Below are 25,004 nucleotides of genomic sequence, written 5' to 3'. Positions count from 1 at the left end.
CAGGTGAGAAAGGAATTGAGGCTTCGCCTGCGCTCCTGTCCTGCCTGTCTGCCTGCTTGTCTGCCTTAGAGGGAGGTCTTCAGCCCTAATTGGTGAAATCTTCAGTCACCCAAACATAGCCCTGGCTATCGAGATAGATGCCGATACCAATCTGGTGGAAGGCGCTGCTAAGCAAATTGCGACGGTGCCCGTCGTCAGGTGGCTGCTCGTTGAGCATGCTATTCTCGATCAGTTGCACGCCGCTCCAGGCATCGGGTGAGGCCGAGGCGTAGCCCACGTTCTCGCCGCAGACGCTCCACGTAATTCCTTCTGCGCTAATGCGGTCGCAAGGGTCGGCTTCTCCAGGACAGGCGTGGCTTAGACCGCAGTGTGCCATATTCCAGCTGTGCAGGCGAGCGCCGGCAGAGAGGGTGCCATTCAGGGTATAGGCGGGTAGTCCCTGGCTGGCGCGATCATGGTTGATGAGGGCAAAGAGCTGCTGCCGTAGTTGACTTTCCTGGCTGGTCTCCGCGGGCGGCGTCCCATAAGGACCACTGCCGACAGCGGCCAGGGTCGGAATAGGTGTGGCAGAAGAGCCAGAGCGCCCCGAAGCAGGGCTTGGCGAAGGTGTCGTGCGCCCGCGTACCGTAGGATCCGGCGTCGCTGTGGCCTCACCGTGACCCGTAATGCTAATTGGGGTGGCAGCTCTCAGGCCACCGGAAACTGTCGCTGTTATCTGCGGTGTCCCCCGAAGGGACGGTGTACTGTTCCCCTGCGCCGTTGGCCCCCTTCCTGATGAGGCCGGTCCCGTGGCCGGCTCGCTTGTTGGCCCACTCGCACACCCGCTTAGCCAGGTCAGCAGCAAGAGCACCAGCAGCACCAATGGCTTCTTGCTCAGCACGACATCCTCCCTTCTCCTGGCTCATCTCACCTATCCAGAAGCGAAGTCTTTGCATGGCATTACCATGAACCAGTCTGGCAGCAATTGTAGCACAGGCGGCCCGCCATGTAGTAAGCAAGCGAGGAAAAACAGAGAATATCTAGTACTGAAGTCCTGGAGAGAGAGGAAGAAAGGCTTAACCCTTCGCGCCCGCTGAGAGCCGGCCATCACCTTCTGTCGGGCACGAGAGGACGCGTTGACAACGCCGCTGACCAGGCAGTACAATTCGGGCAGACATCTCTTCTTGTAGGATAAACGTGGCTTGTGGTAACAGATGGGAAGGAAACCGAGGCATGTCCGAAGATACCCAAGACCAAACAGATCATGCTTTTGAGCGTGCCATTACCACCCTGTGCAACTGTCGTAGCCTGATCCGCCATCATCCTGATCTAGCAGCCATCCAGCGCGAGCAGCTGCTCAGTGACATTGACCAGACCCTGGAGCTATTGCAGGGCTGTGCCGCCAGGGCAGCCCAGGAAGCCTTGTTCTCCGCTGGGCCGGTGCCGCAACGGCCCTCGCCGGAACAGTCGACCTTACGTGCTCTCTACCAGCTCTATCAAGAGCACATCAACTCGTCCCAGGCCAGCACGCAGGTGCTCAGTGCGCGCTTCAACGAAACCCTGACGACCCTCAAAGAGATTCAGGACCTCATTCAGGAATGCGATGATCTCGATCTAGCAGGTGATCGCCAGCAACTCAGCATCGCTCTCCAACGCGTCGGGGCCTTCACTGCTGACCTCTACTGTCTCTTTATGGAGTTTCGCCGTTCGCTCGCAGCTATTCTTGACGAGCAGAGCAGCTACATTCACACTGAGGAACTCTCCAGCTTGCAGCGTCTGCGTCCAGCGGCCAGCGAGCGGCAGTCAACCCCTGCGCTGCGTCCGCCCCATGTGCGCGAAGACCATCGTCGGCTCGACGAGCAAAGGCAGGTCCTGACCAGCCGACTCACCGATGCCACGGCCTTTCTTATCATGCTGGAGGAAGGCCTGCGCAGCGATCTCAAACGCCGCAACGAGATCATCAGCCACCTTCACAGTATCGGGCAGCTGCTACGAGACATGGCTGGCCTGCTCGCTGGTTACGAAGAAACGCTGAGGGCCATCCTCTAGCCAGGCCAGAGTAACCGGCCCATCAGCGCTTCTCCCCCTGAGCCAGCTCAACCAGACTCAACCGGGGGCCCTGTCATCCTGTCCCTGCTGGGAAATGCAGGAGGCAGGGGCACAATGCGAGTGGCTCCACAAGAGCAGGCTCCCAAAGAAGAAGCGGTATGCACTATTACCCCCGACGTTCGCGTTGGCTGGACGGGTGGCCATCTCCTTGCTGTCTGATCTAGAGAGCTGCCAGCGCTGCCTGGGCCACTTCCATATCCTGGGTATAGTGGCCGCCGCTGACCCCGATTCCTCCGATAATCCCCTCGGCGGTTTTAATAGCAAAGCCGCCGCCGAAGACGATCAGGCGATCCGTCTTGATGATCCCATGCAGCAAAGGCGGATCGTTCCTAATAAAATCAAACCACTCGTGGGTAGCCATGCCTCCGAAGCTGACCGCTGTATAAGCCTTATCTTGAGCGATCTGAACGCTCAAGAGAGGTGCTCCGTCCATGCGGCTGAAGGCTTTCAACGTACCATCAGCGTCGCAAATAGCGATACACATCGGTACACCCATTTCACGAGCTTTTGCCTCAGCTGCAGCGATGAGACGATGTGCTGCCTCGATCGTAATACTGGGTTTCTGGAAGCTATTCTCGGCCATCGTTGGCTCCTTTCTCTCAGCGAGATGATCGCAATAAACGCAGACGGCGAGGAAGACAGCGCGTGCCGCTTATACCTCTCGCAGAGCCAGCACAGGGGGAGGAAAGCGGCCAGTCAGCCGAGACAGCAGGCTGGCCGTATTCCCCATTGTCTCTCTGATCCTCACTCAAGTCTAGTTTTCAGCTCTGATGGGGCTGTGGAGTGGCCTCCTGGCGTACACCGTAGCGAGCTTCCAGCTCCTGAATAAAAGGCAGGCCGACCAGCTCAGTAAACTGCTGGAAGCTCACCGACTGCTCGGCGAAAGCCGTCGGCGTCTCGCCCCGCTTCAGTCCTTCCAGTAAGCGAAGCATGGCATGAGTGGCCGTAAAAAGCAAGGCAACGGGGAAAAGTACCAGCTTAAAGCCCAACTCCCGAATCTCATTTACAGAGAGCGGGGGCGTCTTACCGCTCTGGGCCCAATTAAAGAGCAGAGGCACATCAGGGAAGGCCTGTACAATGGCCCGCAGCTCCTCCATCGTGCGAGGGGCCTCAATAAAGATCACATCGGCTCCCGCCTCGCGATAGGCCCGTCCGCGGCGTAGCGCCTCCTCAAAACCGAGCACTGCCGCCGCATCGGTGCGCGCAATAATCACAAAATCGGGGTCCTGACGAGCCTCCACTGCTGCGCGTACCTTCTGGACCATCTCCTCCATTGGAATGACCTGCTTCCCCTCCATATGGCCGCACTTCTTCGGCCACACCTGATCTTCAAGATGCAGTCCTGCCACCCCGGCCCGCTCATACTCGCGCACCGTCCGGCGCACATTCAGCGGATTCCCATAGCCTGTATCGGCATCGGCAATCAGTGGCACCTCGCCGGTCACCGCCGCCAAGGCTGCCGCGCGGCTCACCATCTCGCTCATGGTCAGCAAGCCCACATCGGGCATCCCGAGCACGCTGGCTGACGTTCCGAAGCCCGTCATATAGACCACGGAGAAACCGGCCTGGGCGATCAGCCGCGCACTCAAAGCATCGTACGCCCCGGGGGCCACCACCAGCTCGGGGCCAGCCAGTAACTGGCGCAAGCGTGTTGTCACTCGCATGGATTTTCTCTCCCTTTCCTTCTCGTCTCCTCCCTCGCGCGGGAGCTAGTCGCGGCTGGTGGGCACCTACCAGCCAAAGCGGAACCTGGCATTCCGCTACTGGCAAGTGTAGCCCATGAGCTGTCTCCCTGCAAGCGAGTGTCCTGGTAACGACCCCCCTGCCTGAAGGTGGGGGATGGCCTGCTGGCCGCTTCTTGGCGAGCGGAGAAGCGGGCGGCAGGCAAAGCCCGCGCCCGACTCAGTATTTGCCGCCGGGCGGGGGCAGGTGTTATCATAGAAAAGGCGACCTCTTAGTGTACCGATGACAATAAAAACTCAGGCGTAGTGGCAAGCGTGGTGCAAAGCCCTTGGCCAGACGGGACAGAGCCCCCTTCCGGGTGGGAATAAAACTGGCCTGTAAGCTCTTTCCACTAAAGAGAGGGGTAGAAACAAAGAACGGCATGAAGCCTTGACCAGAGGAGAAGAGCATGGCAAATCCCTTGTTACAACTGAAGGATTATGGACAGAGTGTCTGGTACGACAACATTGACCGGGCGCAGCTAGAATCCGGCGAATTCAAGCGCCTCCTGGAGGAGGATGGTGTGACGGGGGTTACAGCCAACCCCACCATTTTCGACAAAGCCATCAGCAGTGGTCACGCCTACGATGCCCAGATCGAGGAGCTGATCCGGCAGGGGAAAGAGGTCGAAGAGATCTACGATGCCCTGGTCGTGCGTGACGTTCAGACGGTTGCCGACCTGCTGCGGCCCATCTACGAGCGCAGCGCCGGAGTTGACGGCTACGTTAGCCTGGAAGTCTCACCGGACCTGGCTCACGACACTGAGGGAACGCTGGCCGCGGTCCGCCGCTACTGGCAGCTCGTCAATCGACCGAACCTCATGATCAAGATCCCGGCCACGCCTGAAGGGCTGCCTGCCATTCAGCAGGCGCTGACCGAAGGCTACAATATCAACATCACCCTCATTTTCTCCATCGAGACCTATCGTGAGGTCGCTGAGGCCTACCTGGCGGCGCTGGAGAATCGCAACGCCGAAGGCCAGGACATCAGCGGCATCGCCTCGGTCGCCAGCTTCTTCGTCAGTCGTGTTGACACCCTGGTCGACAAGCTGCTCGAAGAGAAGATCAAGGCCAGCAATGACCCTGCCGAGCAAGCCCGGCTCCGCTCCTTGCAGGGGAAGGCGGCTATCGCCAACGCGCGCCTGGTCTATCAGGAATTCAAGCGCATCTTTGGCTCGCCGCGCTTTGCAGCTCTGCGCCAGCTCGGGGCACACGTGCAGCGTCCATTGTGGGCCAGCACCAGCACCAAGAACCCGGCCTACCGAGACGTGCTCTACGCTGAAGAACTCATCGGTCCCGACACGGTTGACACCATGCCCTATGAAACCATCGAAAAGTTCCGTGATCATGGGCGAGTGCGCTACAGCATCGAAGACGATCTCGATGGCGCACGGGCGCTGTTCAAGGAACTGGAGCAGCTCGGTATCTCTTACGAAGCGGTGACCCAGCAGCTGCTCGATGAGGGTGTGCAGAAGTTCGCGGACTCCTATCATCAGTTGCTCAATAGTATTCGCGCCCGTCAGCAGGCGCTCAAAGAGAGGCAGGTTTCGCGGTGACAGCACAGCAGGAGCCAGAGCCACAATTTGAGGCCGAAAGCGCTCTCCAAGAGCTGGTACGTGCGGGGCTGGAGCAACTCAGCGCCGAGGATGTCGCGCGGCGCATCTGGGAACGTGATGCCAGCCTCTGGAAGAGCGAGCCTGCCGTCCAGCAGGAGATTCGCGAGCGACTCGGTTGGCTGACCGTTGCCAACACCATGCAGGAGCGTCTGCACGAGATCGAGGGCCTCGTAGAAGCGGTGCGTCAAGACGGCTATCGATACGCCGTGCTGCTGGGCATGGGAGGCAGCAGCCTCTGTCCCGAGGTGCTGCGCCTGACCTTCGGCGTCGCGCCCGGCTACCTGGACCTGTTTGTGCTCGACACCACCGATCCTGACACAATCCGCGCTGTCGAGGAGCGCATCGACCTCAGCAAAACGCTGTTCATAGTAGCTTCCAAGTCGGGCGAGACCATCGAGACGCTCTCCCATTTTCGCTACTTCTGGCATCGCGTTAGCGAGCGAGGGGACGCGGGAGGCGCCCACTTTATTGCCATCACCGATCCTGGCACCTCGCTAGAGCGGCTTGCCCATGATCACCACTTCCGTCATGTCTTCGCCAATCCGCCCGACATAGGTGGGCGCTACTCGGCGCTCTCCTTCTTTGGCCTGGTGCCCGGCGCTCTGATCGGCCTCGACATCAAGCAACTGTTGGCGCGGGCCCAGGCAGCCATGAGCCGATGCAGTGCCCGCCAGGCTGCGGATAATCCTGGTCTGCGGCTCGGCGCCATTCTGGGCGCTCTCGGCACGCACGGGCGTGACAAGATTACCTTTGTCCTCTCGCCAGCCCTCGCTAGCTACGGCTACTGGGTGGAGCAGCTCATCGCAGAGAGCACCGGTAAAGAGGGGCGTGGCCTCCTCCCCGTCGAAGGGGAAGCGCTGGGTGCGCCCGCTGTCTATGGCGACGACCGCCTCTTCGTCTATCTGCGGCTGGAAGGCGACGACAATGCGGCCCTTGATGAGGGCCTGGCGCGCCTGCAAGCCGCGGGCCAGCCGCTGGTCCGTTTCCAGCTGGCTGATCGTTACGACCTGGGTGCTCAGTTCTTCATCTGGGAGCTGGCCACAGCGGTCGCCGGCATCTTCCTGCGAATCAACGCCTTCGATCAACCCAACGTCCAGGAAAGTAAAGATAATACGGCGCGGCTCCTGGAGCGCTTCCGGGGGGAAGGAAAGCTTCCCGAGCTGGAGCCAGTTGTCAGCGAAGGAGCGCTGCGCCTCTATGGCAGAAGGATGGGAGAAGGGAAGGAGGATCTGGATAGCTACCTGCAGGCATTCCTCGACCAGGTGCATCCAGGTGACTACATTGCCCTCATGGCCTATGTGCAGCGTAGCGAAGTCAATGAAAGCGCCCTGCAGGCGCTGCGTTTGCGTCTGCGCGATCGCTACCGCGTTGCGACAACGCTCGGCTACGGTCCGCGTTTCCTGCACTCGACCGGCCAGTTACACAAAGGCGGGCCTAACAACGGCGTGTTTATCCAGATCACCGGTGATGTGAAGCAGGACATCGCCATTCCGGGCGAGCCTTATACCTTTGGTATTCTCAAAGAAGCGCAGGCTTTGGGCGACCTGTTCGCCCTCTCCGCGCACCAGCGACGCAACATTCGCATTGCTATCGGAGGTGATCTGGCTGCCGGCCTGCAGGCCCTGGCGCAACGGCTGGTTCCCGTAGAGCAGCAAGGTGACGGACAGCCCGCGCGCTGACTGAGGAGGCATCAACAGGCGCGCCTGTAAGCTGCGCGGATGTGTGCAGACGGGAGAGCCGCATCAGCCGCATTGTACCATCTCGAACCGTGGCAGCGACCGGAAGGAGGGAGCAAGAAGGCCATCTCTGTCTATTCAGCAGGCCCGGCTCCCATCCTGGCGCGGCCTCTGGCCCGGATGAAGAGTGGCCCCCGGCTCTGTCGGCCTGTCAGCCTGCCTGGCCCAGGCACATGGGAAGATCTTCAGAAGATTTTAAATCTGCACAAGCATTGCACTACAATGAATATAGCCGATGACAGGCGATGAGAGGTCCTGGTTACAAACCCGGAAACGGAAGACCAACCTGGAACTCAGTCTAGAGCGTGTATTGTCTGTCAAGAACAAGTGATGACCAGGAGAATATCATCGATGCCTCAACGCAGCGCGGTCGAGGCGCCCAATCCCCTACGCGAAGGGTTGCGTATCAAGCATAGCCCGGAACCCTGCGCGATGGTGATTTTTGGGGCGACTGGCGATCTGACCCATCGGAAACTCTTGCCTGCTCTCTACAACCTGGCCTTAGAGCACCCGCTGCCGGCGGGCTTTTCCGTCATAGGCTTTGCGCGCCGGCCCTATACCGATGAGCAATTCCGGGAGCAGGCCTTTGAATCCATCAACGAATACTCGCGCCAGAAGCCCATCAATCAGCAGGTCTGGGAGAGCTTTGCGTCCGGCATCTTCTACCTGCAGTCTGACTTTCACAACCAGGCGGGCTATGAAAAGCTGAACGCCCTGCTCAACCGGCTGGATCGGGAGCGTGGCACTGGCGGTAACCGCATCTTCTACCTGTCGACTCCGCCGAGCCAGTATCCCGAGATCATCCAGCGTCTGGGTGCTGCTGGTCTCAACAAGAGCCGCAAAGGCTGGACGCGCATCATCATTGAGAAGCCCTTTGGTCATGACCTGGCCTCAGCTCGTGAGCTGAACCGTCAGGTGCTGCGGGTCTTCAAAGAGGAGCAGGTCTATCGTATTGACCATTACCTGGGCAAAGAGACGGTTCAGAACATACTGGTCTTCCGCCTGGCCAACGGCATCTTCGAGCCGGTCTGGAATCGCCGCTACGTTGACCATGTCCAGATCACCGTAGCGGAGAACATTGGCCTTGAGGGGCGAGCGGCCTACTACGAAGAAGCGGGGGCTATTCGCGACATGGTCCAAAACCATATGATGCAGTTGCTGACCCTGGTTGCGATGGAGCCGCCGATCGCCTTTGATGCCACGGCAGTGCGCGATGAAAAGGTCAAAGTGCTGCATGCGCTGCAGCCGCTACAGGGGCAGAATGCCCTGCTCAACACCGTGCGTGGCCAGTATACCGCTGGCTGGATGAATGGTCGGCTGGTACCTGGCTATACCGAGGAGCCGGGGGTGCGGCCCGATTCCGGCACCGAGACCTATGTGGCCCTCAAGGTCTTTGTTGACAATTGGCGCTGGGCGGACGTTCCCTTCTACCTGCGCACTGGCAAGCGCCTGCCCAAGCGCGTCACAGAGATAGCCATTCAGTTCAAGCAGCCGCCTTCCATGTTCTGGCAGCGCAGCAACATTCAGGGGCAAATTGATCCGAACGTCATCGTGCTGCGCATCCAGCCAGACGAGGGCATCTCGTTGCGCTTCGGTGCCAAGGTCCCGGGTACCGAGATGCAGATCCGCTCGGTCAACATGGACTTCTTCTACGGCTCGTCCTTTATGCGTCCGCAGCCGGAGGCCTACGAGCGACTGCTGCTCGATTGCATGCTGGGTGACTCCACGCTCTTCACGCGCCGCGACGAGGTAGAAGCGGCCTGGGAGTTCATTCAAGGCATTCTAGATGCCTGGGCTGAGGCGCCGCGCGAGACCATCCATCCATATGAGGCGGGCACCTGGGGACCCCAGGCCGCCGATGAGTTCATCTGGCGTGATGGGCGCCGCTGGCGACGGCCCTAGCGCCTTCGCGCTCGCGTCCGGACTTGCGGGGCAACTCAGACCAGCCCATGCCACCGTGCCAGGCCGCGGCCATCCAGTCCGGCCTGTCGCGTCAGCCAGCCTGCTAGGCAACCAATCAGACAACAAGTCGGTCGCCCAAAACTGGGGGACTGGCTGACGCACCCTCGCCTGTGTATCGGCTCTGCCGTCTCCTGTGGCGCGGCCTGATCTTGCCGTGACTGGCCGGGAGCGCCAGCTGCGGACGGACGGTCAACGGAACGGCGGGCAAGGTTGTGACCTGAGCCGAGGGCACTGACAACGCGGGGGCCTGCTCACTCAGCAGTACTGGAGGGAGCTGTTTGCCTTTCGGTACCTCGCTACACAACACGAGCCGAATCGGAACAAGAAGCTGCAGTAGCTAGCGCACGCGATCCAGGCCGGACGGTCTCCGCCCGTCCGTCGATCGCCTGGAACGATGCCGTTCTCTATCAGGGGAGATCTGGAATGACTGTGGACCTCGACCTATCCCCGGGGACACGCTCGCTGTGGGCCGGCAAGGCTATTCCCTGGGAGCATCTAGAGGAAGAAGTGGCTTTGCTCTGGAAAATGGCCGCTGATAACATGCGCATCGGCCAGAACATGAGCGTGCGCACTAGCGTGCTCAACCTGGTGATCTGTGCGCCATCGGTTGCGCGCGCACGCTACGCCAGCGACCTGCTGCGCGATCTGCTGAGTACGCATATCGCGCGTGTCATCATTCTCATTTTCGAAGACCATCCTGACGCACCGGCCTCAATCGCGACCTGGGTGACCCTGCGCAGCTTCCCAGTCATTTCAGACCTCACGCGCCACCACTTCGAGCAGATTACTGCGCTCCTGACCGGGCCAGTGGTTCAGCATAGCGCCGCCCTGCTGCAGAGACTGGTCAGACCAGACCTGCCGATCTATCTCTGGTGGCTTGATGAGCCGCCGGCCAGCGGTGATCCCCTGGGCTCGCTAGCCGCCATCAGCCAGCGACTGATCGTCGATTCTGCCAGCTTCCAGACCCCAGGGCCGACACTGCGTCTGCTGGCTTCTCTGCTAGAGACGTATCCAGCCTGTGCCATCAGTGACCTGAACTGGGGGCGCCTTACGCCGCTGCGTCAGCTGGTTGCCCAATTCTTCGATGGCCTGGAGTATCGTCCTTACTTTGACGGTATCCAGCGCATTGAAATTGAGCATGCCGTGCTCGGTACTTCTGCCACTGGCTCCCCGGCGGATCTGCCATCGACCGGGGTCTCGGCAGCCGGTGTCTACCCTCAGCGCCTCCAGGAGCCGGCGCGGGCCTTGCTGATGGGCGGCTGGCTCAAAGAGCGCCTCACCTGGCGTCGTGTTGCCTGTTCCGCCTCCTGTCCGGGCAGCAGCGAGAGCCTGCCACCGGGCGCCTATCACTGGTGCCTGGAGAACGAAGCCGGGCAGCCGACGCGCATCGATATCCGCCCGCGTCGCGAGGGCGAAGTTCCCCCGGGGACCATCTGCCTGCTGCGTCTCACCAGTCGACTGGCGGATCAGCAAGCGCTGTTCAGCATCAGCCGTCTCGCCGGTGACAGCGATCATGTGCTGACCTCCATCGAGCTGGAGCAGGAGCAGCCGCGTCAGCGCACCCTCGCTCTCAACGAGCAGCACCAGGAGAGTCAGCTGCTCGTTGATGAGCTGGAGATCACCGGCCATGATGACCAATTCGAAAAAATCCTGCAGGAACTGGCGTCCTTAGTGACTTGAGCGCATTGTCTGGGGGATGCCATCGCGGGGCCTCTCTCTTCTATGTTTAAGCCGGAGTGACAGCTCTCCTCTGGCTGTCCAGCCTTATCAGAGAGGATAGAATCGAAACAATGCAACAGCGGATTGCCATCTATCCTGATAGCGAGAGCCTCAGTCAGGAGGCGGCCCGTCTCGTCATCCGCCTCGCTCAGGAAGCCATCGTTACCCACGGGCGTTTCACCCTGGCGCTGGCTGGAGGCTCCACACCTCGCAGACTCTACAGCCTGTTAGCCAGCGATCCCTACCGTGGCCAAATAGACTGGACGCGCGTTGACATCTTCTGGTCCGACGAGCGCTGTGTCCCGCCTGACCATCCAGAAAGCAACTACCGCATGGCCTACGAGGTCATGCTGAGCAAGCTACCCATTCCCGCGGCCAATATTCACCGCATGCCAGCGGAGCAAGCCGATCGCCAGGCTGCGGCGGAGAGCTATGCCGCTGAGCTTCGGCGCGTCTTTGGCACAGCGGGGGTCCCTGTCTTTGATCTCATTCAGCTTGGCATGGGGCCAGAAGGCCACACCGCCTCTCTTTTCCCGCATCAAGCGGCTCTGCACGAGCGCGAGCGTCTGGTCTTGCCCGTCAGCGTACCCAAGCCTCCACCCGAGCGGCTCACCTTCACCCCGCCCATTCTCCAGGCTGCGCGCCACATCCTCTTCCTCGTCACCGGTAGTGACAAAGCCGAAGCTGTGCGGGCCGTCCTCGAAGACCAAGGCTCGCCCGATGACTATCCTGCGCGTCTTGTCCACGCCGCTGCCGGAGAGGTCGCCTGGCTGTTAGACACAGCCGCAGCCGCGGCTCTCCCGAGGAGGTCCACAGCATGACAGCCGAGCAACCGATAGCGAGGGCAGCTCAGGCGCCACAGTCGCCAGTGGCCATTGGCCTCGTGCCTTCTATTCTGAGCGCTGACTTCAGTCGCCTCGGTGAGCAGGTGCGCGAGGCCGAAGAGGCCGGCGTGCAGCGCATCCAAATCGATGTCATGGATGGGCACTTTGTCCCCAACATCACAATGGGACCCCTCATCGTCGAGGCCGTGCGACGCAGCACCAGCCTGCCGCTAGAAGCGCATCTCATGATCACCAATCCTGAGCACTACATCGAAGCCTTCGCGCGGGCTGGGGCCGACGTCATCATTGTCCACCAGGAGACCTGTCCCCACCTGCACCGCATCGTGCAACAGATCAAAGAGGCTGGCAAACAAGCAGGAGTGGCTCTCAATCCTTCCTCGCCTATCTGGCTGCTGGAAGACATCCTCTCCTTGCTTGACCTGGTCCTCATCATGACTGTCAATCCTGGCTTCGGCGGTCAGGAATTCATTCCCGAGACGCTACCCAAAATCGCCCGTCTCAGGCAGCAGCTCACCGAGCGCCAGCTTCACTGTGACCTCGAGGTCGATGGTGGCATCAACGAGCACACCGCCCCGCTCGTCGTACGAGCGGGTGCCAACCTGCTCGTCGCCGGCAGCGCCGTCTACAACCGGCGTGAGAGCGTCGCCGCAGCCGTCGAACGACTCCGGCGCGCCCTGGCCCTCACCTGACCCCTGCGGTTGCCGCCAGCCAGACTGTCGGAGAAACTGACGGACGAGCGCCGCCTGATAGCATAGCACCTTGATCCCTGACTGACGCTGCTTCGCCCGGATTAGGTCGGGGCGGGCGGGGTCAGGCGCCAGAAAGAACTGCTGGAGCAACAGCTGGGCCTGCCGGCGAGGCCACCAATACCGCCGGAGATTCATCGGGAGGCAGCGACCATGCACGACGACATCACCGATGTTCCTGGCATCCGTGTCGGACACGACACCAACCTGGAGGCAGGGACCGGGTGCACAGTTCTACTCTGCGACTTGCCCGCAGTAGGCGGGGTAGACGTACGTGGCGGAGCTCCAGCGACGCGCGAAACTGATCTTCTGCGTCCCCTCTACCTTGTCGAGCGCGTCAACGCCATTCTGCTTACCGGGGGGAGCGCCTTCGGATTGGAGGCCGCCGCGGGGGTCATGCGCTATCTTGAAGAGCGTGGCCAGGGCTTTGAGACTGGTGTCGCGCGCGTGCCGATCGTACCAGCAGCCGCCATCTTCGACCTCGGACTTGGCTCATCGCAGATTCGGCCCGATGCCGCAGCCGGCTACCGTGCCTGTGAGCGGGCCAGCGGTGGGCCCATTGAGCAAGGAAGCGTAGGTGCTGGAACCGGAGCCACCGTTGCCAAGTTTGCCGGGAGCCAGCACGCTATCAAAGGTGGGCTTGGCTCAGCCAGCACGCAGCTTCCCGACGGGACCGTCGTCGGGGCCTTAGTCGTCGTCAATGCTGTTGGCAACATCATCGACCCACGGAGCGGAGCTATCATTGCTGGGGCGCCGGCGCCGGATGCTGGAACAACTCAAAGACAGGGGCCACATCCCTTCAGCAACACCACCATTGCCATCGTCGCTACCAGCGCTACCCTCAGCAAAGCGAGCGTCAACAAAATAGCGCAAATGGCCCACAATGGACTGGCGCAGGCCATTCAGCCGGCGCACACCATGTTCGACGGTGACACTGTCTTCGCCCTGGCTCTGGGCCCAGAGACAACAACACCCCCTGATCCTGCGGCCACGGCAGCGCAGGTCAGCCTCATAGGAGCCGCGGCAGCCAGCACTCTGGCGCGAGCCATTGTCAAAGCCGTGCTTCAGGCCAAAGGGCTCCACGGTGTTCCGGCGATCACCGACCAGGCTCAGCAGTCTGGGTGAGAGCCAGGCAGCGCGCGGATTTGCTGGGGCGGGAGCTGACCGACCAGCATCCAGCTCTCACCCCGCGGGCCTTGTCTCGCAGCCGGTTAGCCGGCGAAGCGGCCAGGAGTACAGAGACAGGTTCTGCCTGACCCGCAGTCGCATTGGGGAATGGGCATCAAGAGAATGCCCTGGCCGACTGGCGGACATGGCCAATGCGATCAGCCTCAGCCCAGTGCAACGGCGACCTGATGGAGTCCGGCATGATGCCAGGGGTCATCGAAGCCAGCCGCTATCCGCAGTGGGAAAGGGCCGGGTGTCTCAAGGTTCAAGGATCAGTAGCAGCAGCAGCCCTCCACTCAGCAGCATAACCAGGACGCAACACAACACCAGCAGAGGAAAGAGAGGAACGTGGGCCGCTGGGGGAGGAGCGGGCGCGGCGGCAGGAGCCTGCCACTCAGCGCGCAGGGGCAAATCGCGCCGCGTAGCCAGCGTCTTCAAGCCCCCAGTGGTCAAATCCCCAGAAGGAAGGATAGGGGAGCTGCTTCTTCCCAGACCGGACTGCAGCGGCTCCGAAGCGGGGGGAGAAGGGGGAGGGGTCACAGGCAAAGCGAGGGGGGGGTATGCAGCGGAAGCGGGGGACGAGGCAGGCGACGAGTGGGGGAGCACCGCCCGGTCCGCCTGAGCGAGTCGGAGCTGCGCAGAGTGGGCATCGGAAGTTGGCAGTCTCACAGCAATCTCCACCAGGGGCAACTGAGAGCCAGACCCACAACTCACACAACGAACAACAGAACCTACAAGAGACGCGCTACAGAACAGCACTACCAACGCAGTAGCTATTGTTCATTGTAGCCGGGCGAGGGGAAGAATCAAGGAGACCATGACTATTGGGCTGTTGACTCTTCCAGTATAGAGAGCAATTGGTGCAAAATTCTGGCGGTTGCGCCCCAGATGCGATAAGGGCCGTAGTCATAGAAATAGACGACGCGGCGCAGGCCAGAAGTATCCCAGACCTCGCTATGGAAGATGCGGGGATCGGCCAGGGCGGGGAGAGGAGCGCGGATGACCTCAGCGACCTCGGAGGCCTGGGGGGTAAGGGGGCCGGGGCCGGCGGGCAAGAAAGCCACCACGGGAGTGATCCAGAAATTCGTCACCAATGTAAAGGAGGGGGAGAGCAAACCGAGCACCTCAGAGCGCTCGGGGGGGAGGCCGATCTCCTCCTGGGCCTCGCGCAGGGCTGTCATGACTGGATCGCGGTCCTGGGGATCGACCGAGCCACCAGGAAAAGCGATCTCGCCGCTATGAGTGCGCAGTGTAGGGGCGCGGCGGATCAGCAGCAGGCAAGGCAGGCCCTCGGCCTCGAAGAGTGGTAAGAGCACAGCGGCGCGCCGTAGAGGGCGAGAAGCGATTTCGGGAGGTGGTGCTGTTGACAGCGCCTGGTCGGGAGGGGCCAGGCGGGAGCGCAGAGTGGTCACCACCTCGTTGATGCTGGACATATTCATGTGCCTATTCTACCACATTCACGCCGCAAAAAGGGGCTGGTTGAACTTGCGTGGGTATGATACAATGTGGTAAACAAAAAAACAGCGGGGAGGTCCGCCGAAAAGCTAGCTTTTGCCTTGCATTCACAGGCGGCTTTTGGTATAATTAGAGCATCGAGTGGGGGTATGCTTACACAAGGCTTTCATTGTGCCCATATATACCTTATGACCTGTCTGCGGGCATCGTTTCGTAGAACTACTCTCTAGCACGAACGGGTGTACTATGGAGAATCGTCGTCTCATAGTAGGAAGTACAGCGACAAGCAGCAGCCATCGCAGCCTGAGCAGCCTCCTCCGATAGCCAGTTGTCCGAGACGCATCCCCCCGATCTCAAGATGACGTTCCTGTCGTTACCCCTGGCAGAAGTGATAACGGACCAAGGAAGCGGGCGATCTACGTACGACATACGTTAGACAGGATCAGAGGGCGCTCGAGGGGCAAGGCAAAAAAACCGTGGATCGAAGGGGGTATTTTACCCATGCAAGCACAACAGCACGGCGACCTTTCGACACCGCCAGCGGAAAAAACTCAAAGCGGGCAGGTACAGACCATGTCTGAAGCAAGAGAGCCTGAAACCAGCAGAACCGGGAACCCGGAAGAATCAGAAGACCTGAACATGGAGGCCCTTCTGGCCTCAGCCAATAATCCCACCAGCCTCAAACGTGGCGATGTTGTCGAAGGGGAAATCGTGCGCATCGACCAGGATGAGATCCTGGTCGATATCGGCCTCAAATCAGAGGGCGTGCTCTCAACAAAGGAGCTGCCGGCCAGTGGCTATGGCTCGCTGAGCGAGTTGAAAGTGCACGACAAGGTCCTTGTCTATGTCGTGCAGCCGGAGACACCGGACGGCCATGCTGTGCTCTCGCTGAGGAAAGCCAACGCCGAGCGCCAGTGGCGTCTGGTTGAGGAGCAGTATCGCAACAACGAGCTGATCAAGGCGCGCGTCATCGATTACAACAAGGGCGGCCTGATCGTCGATGTCAATGGCATCCGTGGCTTCGTGCCGATCTCGCAAATCCAGAGCCTGAAGCGCGAAGAGGTGGCTGCGGGGGGTGAGAGTCAGGAGACGGCGGCCAAGCTGGCCAGTATGAAGGACAAGGAGCTGCAGCTCAAGATTATCGAGATTAACCGCGCCCGCAATCGGCTGATCCTCTCTGAGCGCCAGGCGGTGCAGGAGTGGCGGCAGCGGCGGCGTGAGGAGCTGCTGGATGAGCTGAAGCCAGGTGAGATTCGCAAGGGCGTGGTGAGCAACCTCGCGAACTTTGGGGCCTTTGTTGACCTCGGCGGGGCCGATGGCCTTGTCCATATCAGCCAGCTAGCCTGGAGCCGTGTCAATCATCCCAGCGAGGTGCTGCACGTTGGCCAGGAAGTCGAGGTCCAGGTCCTCAGTGTCGACAAAGAGAAGAAGAAGATCGCGCTCTCCATCAAGAAAGCCGAGGTTGATCCCTGGACAACCGTCGAGCAGCGCTACACGCCTGGCCAGCTCGTGACGGGCACGATCACCAAGATTGCGCCTTTTGGGGCTTTTGCGCGTATCGAAGACGGTATCGAGGGCCTCATTCATCTTTCGGAGTTGCCCCCCGGTATGGACCCCAAAACCAGCCTGCACGAGGGCCAGCAGCTCCAGCTGCGCATCCTGCGCATCGATCCTGAGCGTCGTCGTCTCGGCCTGAGCCTGCGTCAGGTGGAAGAACCGGACAGCGCCAAGACTCAGAGCCAGAGCCAGAGCCAAGGCCAGAGTCAGAGCCAGGCGGCTCCTGGCAGCGGTTCGCTTGAGGCTACCACCAAGGGGGCCACAGATGATAAAATGAAGCTGTCCCTTGAAGAGGCGGCCAGACGTCAGGAAAGTGGGCAGCACCAGCATGAGGGACGTGGTGAACGCCGTGAACGTGGCGAGAAGGGTGAGCGAGAAGGGCGTGGCGAACGCCGCGAGCGCGCTGAGAAAGGCGAACCGTCCTTGTTGGACCATCTGCCGCTGGGCGATGATGGCGAGATCACTGCGATGGCTGAGGCTTTCCGGGCCGCTGCCCGCCAACGCAATAAGAATCTGACAACCGAGGAAACGGAGGGTTCTGGCAGCTAGTAGGCACTGTTGCCTTGCGTAGCGCGGCAGAGCGCGGTGCAGGATCGCAGCCCGTACCACAGCCCCCGAGGGGTGGGAGGGAAAGCGGCTGGCGACTGAGCCTGTGCTGTGGTCCTGGGCTGTAGACCTTGTAGACCTGGCTCAGCCAGCGCGCTGCGCTCCCGACTATGAGGCAGAAGCGCGAAGGCCCGAACACGTACTGACACGCTTCTGGACAGGCCAGACAAAAAACCAGTCTTCAATGGCTGGCAGTCACTCGTTCTAGCTGAAGGGACGCCTGTGCTACCAGCGGGTTGAGCGATGGCGCCCGCGCCGGACGCTAGAGCGTGCATGCGCACCTGAACAGCTGAGCTGATTCGACCTCCTTGCTGCGACAGGCGAGAGTGGAGCAGTGAGGGGGTCGCTTGTTTCAGCGTGTAGAGGAGTGATCCATGGATGACGGCAATGCCCCAGGTCGTTCTTGCTTGACGCTGCAAAGAAGGGTGTTGTATGATGAATTACCAAGTTTACCTGAGCGACACAGAGGGCTCGGTTCCACCCTCTGCCACTGAAAGGGGGGTGACAAACAGGTGAACGACAGGGATAGAGATAGATTTGATAAATTCACCGAGCGAGCCAGGAAGGTCCTGAGCCTCGCCCAGGAGGAAGCCCAGCGCTTCCAGCATAATTACATCGGGACAGAGCACCTCCTTTTGGGCCTCGTACGCGAGGGCGAAGGTGTGGCCGCCAAGGTTCTGGCGAATCTGGGTGTCGAGCTGCACAAGGTGCGCAGCGCCGTTGAGTTCATCATCGGGCGCGGTGACCGCATCGTGCTTGGGGAGATTGGCCTGACCCCCCGGGCCAAGAAGGTCATCGAGCTGGCGGTGGACGAGGCGCGCCGCCTGAACCATCATTACATCGGCACCGAACACCTTCTGCTTGGCCTGGTGCGCGAGGGTGAGGGAATCGCCGCCGGTGTCCTGGAAAGCCTGGGTGTCAACCTGGAGAAGGTGCGCACGCAAACGATCCAGGTGCTCAGCCAGTCCGGCTCGCCCCATGAGCGCGATGCCAAGCACTCCAAGACGCCGACTATCGACGCGATGGGCGTTGATCTGACCGCCGATGCCCGCGCCGGTAAGCTTGATCCTATTATTGGACGCCATCAGGAGATCGAACGGGTCATTCAGATCCTGTCGCGTCGTACCAAGAATAATCCTGCGCTCATCGGTGAACCTGGTGTCGGTAAGTCGGCAATCGTTGAGGGCCTGGCGCAGCGCATCGTCGCCGGCGAGGTCCCCGAGACCATCGCGGGCAAACGTCTGCTCACGCTGGATGTCGGCTCCCTGGTGGCAGGCACCAAGTACCGTGGCGAGTTCGAAGAGCGCCTGAAGAAGATCATCGAGGAGATCCGCAATAGTCGCGACTGCATCATCTTCATCGATGAGGTCCACACGCTGGTCGGCGCCGGCGCCGCGGAGGGCGCGGTCGATGCGGCCAATATTCTGAAGCCGGCTCTGGCTCGCGGCGAGATCCAGTGTATCGGCGCGACAACGCTCGATGAGTACCGCAAGTATATCGAGCGCGACGCCGCCCTGCAGCGCCGTTTCCAGGAGGTCATCGTGCGCGAGCCAACCATTGAGGAGACGATCGAGATCCTCAAGGGTATCCGCGAGCGCTACGAGGCCCATCACCGCTTGACCATCACCGATGAGGCGCTCAAGGCGGCAACGGAGATGGCCAGCCGCTATATCACGGATCGCTTCATGCCCGATAAGGCCATCGACCTGATCGATGAGGCCGCCAGCCGTGTCCGCATGCAGCATTCGCTGGCCCCGCTGAACCTGAAAGAGGCCAAGAAGGGCCTGGAGGCGGTGCTCCGCGAGAAAGAGGCCGCAATCCAGCAGCAGGATTACGAACTGGCTGCCGAGCTGCGCGACCGCGAGGTGAAACTGCGCGAGCGTATTGCTAAGCTGGAGGCCGGCTGGCAGAAAGAGCGAGGGAGCGATCGCCCCGTTGTTGGCGAGGAAGAGATCGCTCAGATTGTCTCGATGTGGACCGGCATCCCGGTCATGCGTATCGCTCAAGAGGAGTCGCAGCGCCTGCTCCATATGGAGGAGGCCCTTCATAAGCGCGTCATCGCTCAGGATGAGGCGATCGAGAAGATCGCGCGCGCTGTCCGCCGCGCTCGCGCCGGGCTGAAAGATCCTAAGCGGCCCATCGGCTCCTTCATTTTCCTTGGCCCAACTGGCGTCGGGAAGACCGAGCTGGCCCGCGCTCTTGCCGAGTTCATGTTTGGCAGCGAGGACGCCCTGATCAAGATCGACATGTCAGAGTTCATGGAGCGCCATGCTGCTGCTCGCCTGGTCGGCGCTCCACCGGGCTATGTCGGCTATGAGGAGGGCGGCCAGCTGACAGAGGCCGTGCGCCGCAAGTCCTATAGCGTGATCTTGCTCGATGAGATCGAGAAGGCCCATCCCGATGTCTTCAATATGCTCCTCCAGATCCTGGAGGATGGCAAGCTGACTGATGCCAAGGGCCGCACGGTGGACTTCCGCAATACGATCATTATCATGACGTCGAATGTGGGCGCCACCTTGCTGAACCGCGAGGCGTCGATCGGCTTCAAGCTGACGAAGGATAAGGAGCAGGCTTATAAGAGCGAGTACGAGGAGATGAAGAATAAGGTGCTCGGCGAGCTGAAGAATACCTTCAAGCCCGAGTTCCTGAACCGTATCGATGAGGTCATCGTCTTCCACTCGCTCCGCCGCGAGGATATGTATCAGATCGTCGATCTGTTGCTCAATCGCGTGCGCAATCAGTTGACGGAGCAGCAGATCGAGCTGGTAGTCCCGCAGCCTGCCAAGGACTTCTTGATCAAGGAAGGCTTCGATCCGCAGTACGGCGCCCGCCCGCTGCGGCGCACGATCCAGCGCCTGGTCGAAGATCCGCTGGCTGAAGGTCTGCTCCAGGGTCGCTTCCATGCCGGCGATGTGGTCGAAGCGGTGGTGGTCGACAATGCTCTCGAACTGCAGGTGCGCAGTCGTCTGGAGCAATTGCCCGCTCCGGCTTCGCCGCAGGCGGCGCTCTCCGCCGGCAGCAGTGAGGGCAGCCCCGCCGGTGAAACCTTGCCAGGTTGATAGTGTGCAGAGGAGAGCCACTCTGGCGCGTCGCTCGCGCCGCAGGCTCTCCTCTTTTTTTGCCATCGCTCGCTTGCTTCCTTACTTGGTACCCGCTGGCAGGGCCGGTAGCTATGGATGCTTTCCTTGTGCCTGCCTGGTGAGGCGCCGGTCAGACAGGCAGACAAGCAGACAGACAGGCAAGTCGTCAGGACCTACGCTACCATATTACCTGTTCTGAAGCAAGTGTGCTGATTGTAATCCTATGCCTAAATCTCGTACGCGCTTTGTATGTCAGCAGTGTGGTGGCGAGCAGACGAAGTGGCTGGGACGCTGCCCCGATTGCGGCGCCTGGAACACCCTGGAGGAGGTATCGCTCCCCGAAACGTCGGCGGCGGCTCCTGCCCCCCAGCGCCGCTACGCCTTGTTGAGGGGGGCGGCTGCGACCGTGGGGGCCTCTGCCGCTCCAACGGTGCCACAACCCCTGAGCCAGGTGAAAGCCCTCTCTCATGAGCGCCTTTCGGTCGGCTATGCCGAGATGGATCGTGTCTTGGGGGGTGGCCTCGTGCCTGGCTCACTCACGCTGGTCGGTGGCGAACCGGGCATCGGCAAGTCAACCTTGCTGCTGCAGGTCTCGGGCTCTATTGCCGAGCGTGTGGGGCCGGTCCTCTATGTCTCGGGCGAGGAGTCGAGTGAACAGATCAAGATGCGCGCCGAGCGCCTGGAGATCAGCGGTGAGCGCCTCTATCTGCTAGCGACGGTCGAGCTGGAAGTGATCTGCGAGGCCATCGCTCGCCTCAAGCCGGCGCTGGTGGTGGTCGATTCCATTCAGACGGTCTTCGCGACTCATCTGACCTCGGCTCCGGGTAGTATCAGCCAGGTGCGCGAATGTACACTGCATCTGATGCAGATGGCCAAGAGTAGCCACATCCCAATGTTTATCATCGGCCATGTCACGAAGGAGGGGACGGTGGCAGGCCCCAAAGCTCTGGAGCACATTGCCGATTGTGTGCTCTATCTGGAGGGGGAACGCTACCATACCTATCGCCTGCTGCGTGGTGTCAAGAATCGCTTCGGAGCAACCCATGAGGTGGGGGTCTTCGAGATGCACGGCGAGGGCCTGCAGGAGGTTCCCAATCCATCGGCTCTCTTCCTGTCCGAGCATCCCGGAGCCGCCAGTGGCTCGGCGGTGGTGGTAAGCATGGAGGGAACACGCCCGCTGCTGGTGGAGGTGCAGGCCCTGGTGACTCCCAGCAATTTCGGGATCGCTCGTTGTACGGCCAATGGCATTGAGCATAATCGCCTGTTGATGCTGCTGGCGGTCTTGACCAAGCGTGTCGGCCTGGCCCTGGGCAATCACGATGTCTATACTAACGTGGTGGGAGGCTTCACGCTGGAGGAGCCAGCTGTTGATTTGGGCGTGGCAGCGGCAATCGCTTCAAGCTACCGCGACCGGCGTATCCCGCCCGATCTGGCCTTGATTGGCGAGGTCGGCCTCTCAGGTGAACTGCGCCCGGTCAGTCGCCTGGGGCTGCGCGTGCGCGAGGCGGCGAAGCTGGGCTTCAAACGCTGCCTGGTCCCTGCCAGCGGGCGCACAGAGCGGGTGCGCCGCGAGTTGGAAGGGGCGGGACTGGCTGAGGAGTGCCGGGTCATCCCCGCCAGTACTCTTGCAGTCGCCCTGGAAATCGCGTTACACTAACCAGCAAAGGCCACTCTTATCCCGTGACTGAAACATCTGTTGAGTTTAACTGAAGGAGGTAAGCGTTTCGTGCATTATCGTGGCTCCCGCTCTCAGAGGTTGATCCTCGCTCTTGATTCTGACTCGGGAAAACGGTATACTTTATAGCTGGCATGACGATTTTTGTGATTCGACGGGCGCGTTTCTGGCGGTTCAGCACAGCAGGCCAGGCCCTGTTATCCGGAATCATCATTCTTGTTCGTCTGATTATCATCTATTCTGCTCCTGCCCGCATGCTTTACCTCACGCTGGCCCGTCGTCAGTGGTCGAACCTCTCACCCTTCTGGAGGCTGATGGGATGTCTGTTAACACAATCGCTCGCTGCATTGGGGCGCTTCTGGCTGCCAGCGTTAGTTTCTTCATCTTCTTTTTCGAACATCCGCTGTCAACACTCCTGCTTGAGAAGCTTGAATGGTCAGCTGCAATTGCATTTGCCTGTGCGCTCGTTGCTTTTGTGATTACACCCTATGTGACCATTGTTCCCTATCGCTGGGTGAGCCATCAGCTGCGGACGGTGGCGGTCAGTGATCTGATCGCTGGCACCATTGGGCTCATTGTGGGCCTGCTCATCTCTGTGCTCTTTGGTATCCCCTTGGGAGCCTTGCCAGAGAACTGGGGCCATATTCTGCCTGTGGTGGCAGCCATCATCTGTGGGTATTTAGGGGCGATGGTGGCCGTGCTGCGCAAGAGCGAGCTGGCGCATATGTTTCAGTCCCTCTTTCTGACACGCCGTCGAGAGCGGGAAGAGGAGCGGGAGCGGGAGCGGGAGCGAGAGCGAGAGCGTGCTAAGGAGGCGGAGGCGCTGGCAAGTGCGCTAGGTCCCCAGATCTTGCTCGATACCAGCGCTATTATCGATGGTCGCATTGCCGATATCAGCCAGACAGGCTTTATCTTTGGTAAGTTGGTAGTGCCACGCTTTGTGCTCAACGAGCTGCAGCGGATCGCCGATTCTGCTGATACGCTCCGGCGGAATCGGGGCCGGCATGGTCTGGAGATGCTGAACCGCTTGCAGAAGGATGCGACGGTGCCAGTGGAGATTATGGATACCGATATGGAGAGCAGCTCGGAGGAGGTGGATAGCAAGCTGGTCAAGTTGGCGCGCGCGCTCCATTGTCCGATTATCACGAACGATTTCAATCTCAATCGCGTCGCCGAGTTGCAGGGAGTGAAGGTGCTCAATATTAATGAGTTAGCCAATGCGGTGAAGCCAGTGCTTCTGCCCGGTGAGGAGATTGCAATTAAGATTATGCAAGATGGCAAGGAGCTGGGTCAGGGTGTAGGTTACCTGGATGACGGGACGATGATTGTGGTGGAGGGTGGTCGCCAGTATATGAATATGACGATTGAGGTGACGGTGACGCGGGTAATTCAGACGGTCGCTGGGCGTCTGATCTTTGCTTATCCGAAGCAGAGTAGCGGTAATTCGATGTCCAGCAGTCAAGGGCAGTCGACCGGCAAACAGCGTCAGGGCTAGCGCTGAGCGAGCGTGACCGAGGGGGGAAAAGAGACGACGGAATCGGGCCAGTGCCAGGGCAGGTTGATGGGATAGCGACAGCCTGGAGGGGGTGGAAGGGAGGAGACGAGAAAAAAGGGGGGACCTGGCTCTCTCTGGCTGCCAGAGAACGTCATAGTAGATGTCGGGTAGGCACCAGTCATACGGTGCCTCTCATTATAGGCGGAGGCGCTGGTGGATTATTGCTATGCAAGAACGAGCCGCTGTGGTAATTGTGGCCGCCGGCAGCAGCCGGCGTATGGCCGGTCGGGATAAGCTCTGGACCCCGCTGGCCGGGCGTTTGACGCTAGCCCGTACGGTGGATGCTTTTGAGGTTTGCCCGCTGATTAAGGCGATTGTCCTGGTGGTCCATCCCGCTCGCGAGGCCGATGCCTGTGAGCTGTTGGCCGAGGAAGGCTGGCGTAAGGTAATCGCCGTGGTAGCCGGTGGGCCACGGCGCCAGGATTCGGTACGCCTGGGCCTAGAGGCCCTGGCTCGCCACTTGCCAGAGACCCAGTGGGTGCTGGTCCATGATGGAGCGCGTCCTTTCGTGTCTTCTGCCTTGATCGAGGCAGGTTTACATGCGGCCCGTTTGCACCAAGCAGCGGTGGCCGCTGTTCCTGTCAAGGATACGCTGAAGGTGGTCGAGGGGGGGTATGTCTGTGAGACCCCTGAACGTGCTCACCTGTGGGTGGTGCAGACACCCCAGGTGTTCGCCTTTCCTCTACTCCGGGAGGCTCACCGCATTTGCTCTGCTCAGACTGCGGAGGAGGAGGTGAGCGATGATGCTGCACTGGTGGAACGCCTGGGCTACCGCGTAGCAATCTTCCCCGGCTCGTACACCAATATGAAGATTACGACGCAGGAGGATTTCCTGCTGGCGGAATATCTGGTGCATCAGGAGACGTGGCCGCGATGACTTGGCGAATCGGCTGTGGGTTCGACGCTCATGCCTTTGCCCCCGAGCGACCGCTGGTACTGGCGGGGGTAACTATTCCTTCCGAGATAGGGCTGGCTGGTCATTCGGATGCCGATGTGGTGATCCATGCGGTGGTGGATGCCTTGCTGGGAGCAGCGGCCCTTGGCGATATTGGGATGCATTTCCCTTCGCACGATCCTCGTTGGAAGGATCAGTCGAGTGCTCTTTTTTTGTCGTATGCGCGCGATCTGTTGCGCCAGCATAGCTGGCGCGTGGTGAATGTCGATGCGACGGTCATTGCACAGCGTCCTCGCCTGGCTCCTTATGTGATGACAATGCGCGCGCGGCTGGCGGAGTTGCTTGAGCTGCCACTGGCGCAGGTCAGTGTGAAGGCGACGACTACCGACGGCCTGGGCTTTACCGGTCGTGGCGAAGGCATCGCTTGCTCGGCAGTGGCCCTGCTGGAAGAGGCGACTGTGGCAACGACAAAGACGCAGGAGCGCTATTGACAAGGCTGGCGGTGCTCTCTTTCCTTGCCTCAACTGGCTAGGCCAGAAAGCATGAATCTGTTCTACTGGCTGACTCCTCCTTTGGGTCCC

At 60.6% G+C, this 25,004-nt stretch carries 19 protein-coding genes; 14 read left to right on the top strand and 5 right to left on the bottom strand.

All coding sequences use genetic code 11. The annotated features are described in order from the left end of the window. Positions 1–85 precede the first annotated feature (85 nt). Positions 86–880, bottom strand: coding sequence for a CAP domain-containing protein (locus tag A4R35_RS09090; protein WP_112428610.1), 795 nt, complete (start codon positions 878–880; stop codon positions 86–88). A gap of 332 nt (positions 881–1,212) precedes the next feature. On the opposite strand from A4R35_RS09090, the gene A4R35_RS09085 reads away from it, so the two are divergent. Further along, positions 1,213–2,028, top strand: coding sequence for a hypothetical protein (locus A4R35_RS09085; RefSeq protein WP_112428608.1), 816 nt, complete (start codon positions 1,213–1,215; stop codon positions 2,026–2,028). A 220-nt stretch (positions 2,029–2,248) separates the two neighbouring features. Here A4R35_RS09085 and A4R35_RS09080 read toward each other — a convergent pair whose 3' ends face one another. Together A4R35_RS09080 and A4R35_RS09075 are read right to left on the bottom strand one after the other, a co-directional pair. After that, complete coding sequence (locus tag A4R35_RS09080; RefSeq protein WP_112428606.1) at positions 2,249–2,671, bottom strand: GlcG/HbpS family heme-binding protein; 423 nt, start codon at positions 2,669–2,671, stop codon at positions 2,249–2,251. A gap of 178 nt (positions 2,672–2,849) precedes the next feature. After that, positions 2,850–3,752 carry an isocitrate lyase/PEP mutase family protein gene (locus A4R35_RS09075; RefSeq protein ID WP_112428604.1) on the bottom strand — a complete coding sequence of 301 codons (903 nt, stop codon included), beginning with the start codon at positions 3,750–3,752 and terminating at the stop codon, positions 2,850–2,852. 467 nt (positions 3,753–4,219) lie between these two features. On the opposite strand from A4R35_RS09075, the gene tal reads away from it, so the two are divergent. The 7 genes from tal to A4R35_RS09040 all read left to right on the top strand — a co-directional run bounded on the left by tal (position 4,220) and on the right by A4R35_RS09040 (position 13,558). After that, the gene (tal, locus tag A4R35_RS09070) at positions 4,220–5,365 is read left to right on the top strand and encodes a transaldolase (protein WP_112428602.1); all 1,146 of its coding nucleotides are present in this window, start codon (positions 4,220–4,222) and stop codon (positions 5,363–5,365) included. Further along, on the top strand, positions 5,362–7,104 hold the full coding sequence (locus A4R35_RS09065) for a bifunctional transaldolase/phosoglucose isomerase (protein ID WP_112428600.1): 1,743 nt from the start codon (positions 5,362–5,364) through the stop codon (positions 7,102–7,104). The genes tal and A4R35_RS09065 overlap by 4 nt, the downstream gene beginning before the upstream one ends. 408 nt (positions 7,105–7,512) lie before the next feature. Beyond that, positions 7,513–9,063 (top strand): glucose-6-phosphate dehydrogenase, encoded by a 1,551-nt coding sequence (zwf, locus tag A4R35_RS09060; RefSeq protein WP_112428598.1) that lies wholly within the window; start codon positions 7,513–7,515, stop codon positions 9,061–9,063. 483 nt (positions 9,064–9,546) lie between these two features. Next, positions 9,547–10,803, top strand: a complete 1,257-nt coding sequence (locus A4R35_RS09055; protein WP_112428596.1) for a glucose-6-phosphate dehydrogenase assembly protein OpcA — start codon at positions 9,547–9,549, stop codon at positions 10,801–10,803. Between the two features lie 110 nt (positions 10,804–10,913). Further along, complete coding sequence (pgl, locus tag A4R35_RS09050; protein WP_112428594.1) at positions 10,914–11,663, top strand: 6-phosphogluconolactonase; 750 nt, start codon at positions 10,914–10,916, stop codon at positions 11,661–11,663. Continuing rightward, positions 11,660–12,376 (top strand): ribulose-phosphate 3-epimerase, encoded by a 717-nt coding sequence (gene rpe, locus A4R35_RS09045; RefSeq protein ID WP_112428592.1) that lies wholly within the window; start codon positions 11,660–11,662, stop codon positions 12,374–12,376. The genes pgl and rpe overlap by 4 nt, the downstream gene beginning before the upstream one ends. 210 nt (positions 12,377–12,586) lie before the next feature. Then, entirely contained in the window at positions 12,587–13,558 is a 972-nt protein-coding gene (locus A4R35_RS09040; protein ID WP_112428590.1) for a P1 family peptidase, read from the top strand. A 300-nt stretch (positions 13,559–13,858) separates the two neighbouring features. Here the strand turns inward: A4R35_RS09040 and A4R35_RS23875 are convergent, their stop codons facing one another. Continuing rightward, positions 13,859–14,269 carry a hypothetical protein gene (locus A4R35_RS23875; RefSeq protein ID WP_146747153.1) on the bottom strand — a complete coding sequence of 137 codons (411 nt, stop codon included), beginning with the start codon at positions 14,267–14,269 and terminating at the stop codon, positions 13,859–13,861. Between the two features lie 152 nt (positions 14,270–14,421). Beyond that, on the bottom strand, positions 14,422–15,039 hold the full coding sequence (locus A4R35_RS09030) for an NUDIX hydrolase (protein WP_112428586.1): 618 nt from the start codon (positions 15,037–15,039) through the stop codon (positions 14,422–14,424). 655 nt (positions 15,040–15,694) lie between these two features. Here A4R35_RS09030 and A4R35_RS09025 point away from each other — a divergent pair. The 6 genes from A4R35_RS09025 (at position 15,695) to ispF (ending at position 24,914) form a co-directional block, all read left to right on the top strand. Continuing rightward, positions 15,695–17,161 carry a 30S ribosomal protein S1 gene (locus A4R35_RS09025; RefSeq protein WP_189361570.1) on the top strand — a complete coding sequence of 489 codons (1,467 nt, stop codon included), beginning with the start codon at positions 15,695–15,697 and terminating at the stop codon, positions 17,159–17,161. 569 nt (positions 17,162–17,730) lie between these two features. Beyond that, positions 17,731–20,277 (top strand): ATP-dependent Clp protease ATP-binding subunit, encoded by a 2,547-nt coding sequence (locus A4R35_RS09020; protein ID WP_112428582.1) that lies wholly within the window; start codon positions 17,731–17,733, stop codon positions 20,275–20,277. 244 nt (positions 20,278–20,521) lie between these two features. Beyond that, positions 20,522–21,955: a DNA repair protein RadA gene (gene radA, locus A4R35_RS09015; RefSeq protein WP_112428579.1), complete on the top strand. Its 1,434-nt coding sequence runs from the start codon at positions 20,522–20,524 to the stop codon at positions 21,953–21,955. A gap of 337 nt (positions 21,956–22,292) precedes the next feature. Beyond that, positions 22,293–23,468, top strand: a complete 1,176-nt coding sequence (locus tag A4R35_RS09010) for a PIN/TRAM domain-containing protein (protein WP_112428577.1) — start codon at positions 22,293–22,295, stop codon at positions 23,466–23,468. A 226-nt stretch (positions 23,469–23,694) separates the two neighbouring features. Continuing rightward, positions 23,695–24,405 carry a 2-C-methyl-D-erythritol 4-phosphate cytidylyltransferase gene (gene ispD, locus A4R35_RS09000; RefSeq protein ID WP_112428573.1) on the top strand — a complete coding sequence of 237 codons (711 nt, stop codon included), beginning with the start codon at positions 23,695–23,697 and terminating at the stop codon, positions 24,403–24,405. Beyond that, positions 24,402–24,914 carry a 2-C-methyl-D-erythritol 2,4-cyclodiphosphate synthase gene (gene ispF / locus A4R35_RS08995; protein ID WP_112428571.1) on the top strand — a complete coding sequence of 171 codons (513 nt, stop codon included), beginning with the start codon at positions 24,402–24,404 and terminating at the stop codon, positions 24,912–24,914. The genes ispD and ispF overlap by 4 nt, the downstream gene beginning before the upstream one ends. Positions 24,915–25,004 lie beyond the last annotated feature (90 nt).

Source organism: Thermogemmatispora tikiterensis (assembly GCF_003268475.1).
GTDB classification, from domain to species: Bacteria; Chloroflexota; Ktedonobacteria; order Ktedonobacterales; family Ktedonobacteraceae; genus Thermogemmatispora; species Thermogemmatispora tikiterensis.
The sequence above is the reverse complement of the archived record's forward strand: the minus strand, read 5'-3'. Positions and strand labels throughout refer to the sequence as shown.

Coding starts and splice junctions, on each gene's coding strand:
- A4R35_RS09085 (WP_112428608.1), top strand. CDS start 1,213: ATGTCCGAAGATACCCAAGACCAAACAGATCATGCTTTTGAGCGTGCC.
- A4R35_RS09080 (WP_112428606.1), bottom strand. CDS start 2,671: ATGGCCGAGAATAGCTTCCAGAAACCCAGTATTACGATCGAGGCAGCA.
- A4R35_RS09075 (WP_112428604.1), bottom strand. CDS start 3,752: ATGCGAGTGACAACACGCTTGCGCCAGTTACTGGCTGGCCCCGAGCTG.
- tal (WP_112428602.1), top strand. CDS start 4,220: ATGGCAAATCCCTTGTTACAACTGAAGGATTATGGACAGAGTGTCTGG.
- zwf (WP_112428598.1), top strand. CDS start 7,513: ATGCCTCAACGCAGCGCGGTCGAGGCGCCCAATCCCCTACGCGAAGGG.
- A4R35_RS09055 (WP_112428596.1), top strand. CDS start 9,547: ATGACTGTGGACCTCGACCTATCCCCGGGGACACGCTCGCTGTGGGCC.
- pgl (WP_112428594.1), top strand. CDS start 10,914: ATGCAACAGCGGATTGCCATCTATCCTGATAGCGAGAGCCTCAGTCAG.
- rpe (WP_112428592.1), top strand. CDS start 11,660: ATGACAGCCGAGCAACCGATAGCGAGGGCAGCTCAGGCGCCACAGTCG.
- A4R35_RS09040 (WP_112428590.1), top strand. CDS start 12,587: ATGCACGACGACATCACCGATGTTCCTGGCATCCGTGTCGGACACGAC.
- A4R35_RS09030 (WP_112428586.1), bottom strand. CDS start 15,039: ATGAATATGTCCAGCATCAACGAGGTGGTGACCACTCTGCGCTCCCGC.
- A4R35_RS09025 (WP_189361570.1), top strand. CDS start 15,695: ATGGAGGCCCTTCTGGCCTCAGCCAATAATCCCACCAGCCTCAAACGT.
- radA (WP_112428579.1), top strand. CDS start 20,522: ATGCCTAAATCTCGTACGCGCTTTGTATGTCAGCAGTGTGGTGGCGAG.
- A4R35_RS09010 (WP_112428577.1), top strand. CDS start 22,293: ATGTCTGTTAACACAATCGCTCGCTGCATTGGGGCGCTTCTGGCTGCC.
- ispD (WP_112428573.1), top strand. CDS start 23,695: ATGCAAGAACGAGCCGCTGTGGTAATTGTGGCCGCCGGCAGCAGCCGG.
- ispF (WP_112428571.1), top strand. CDS start 24,402: ATGACTTGGCGAATCGGCTGTGGGTTCGACGCTCATGCCTTTGCCCCC.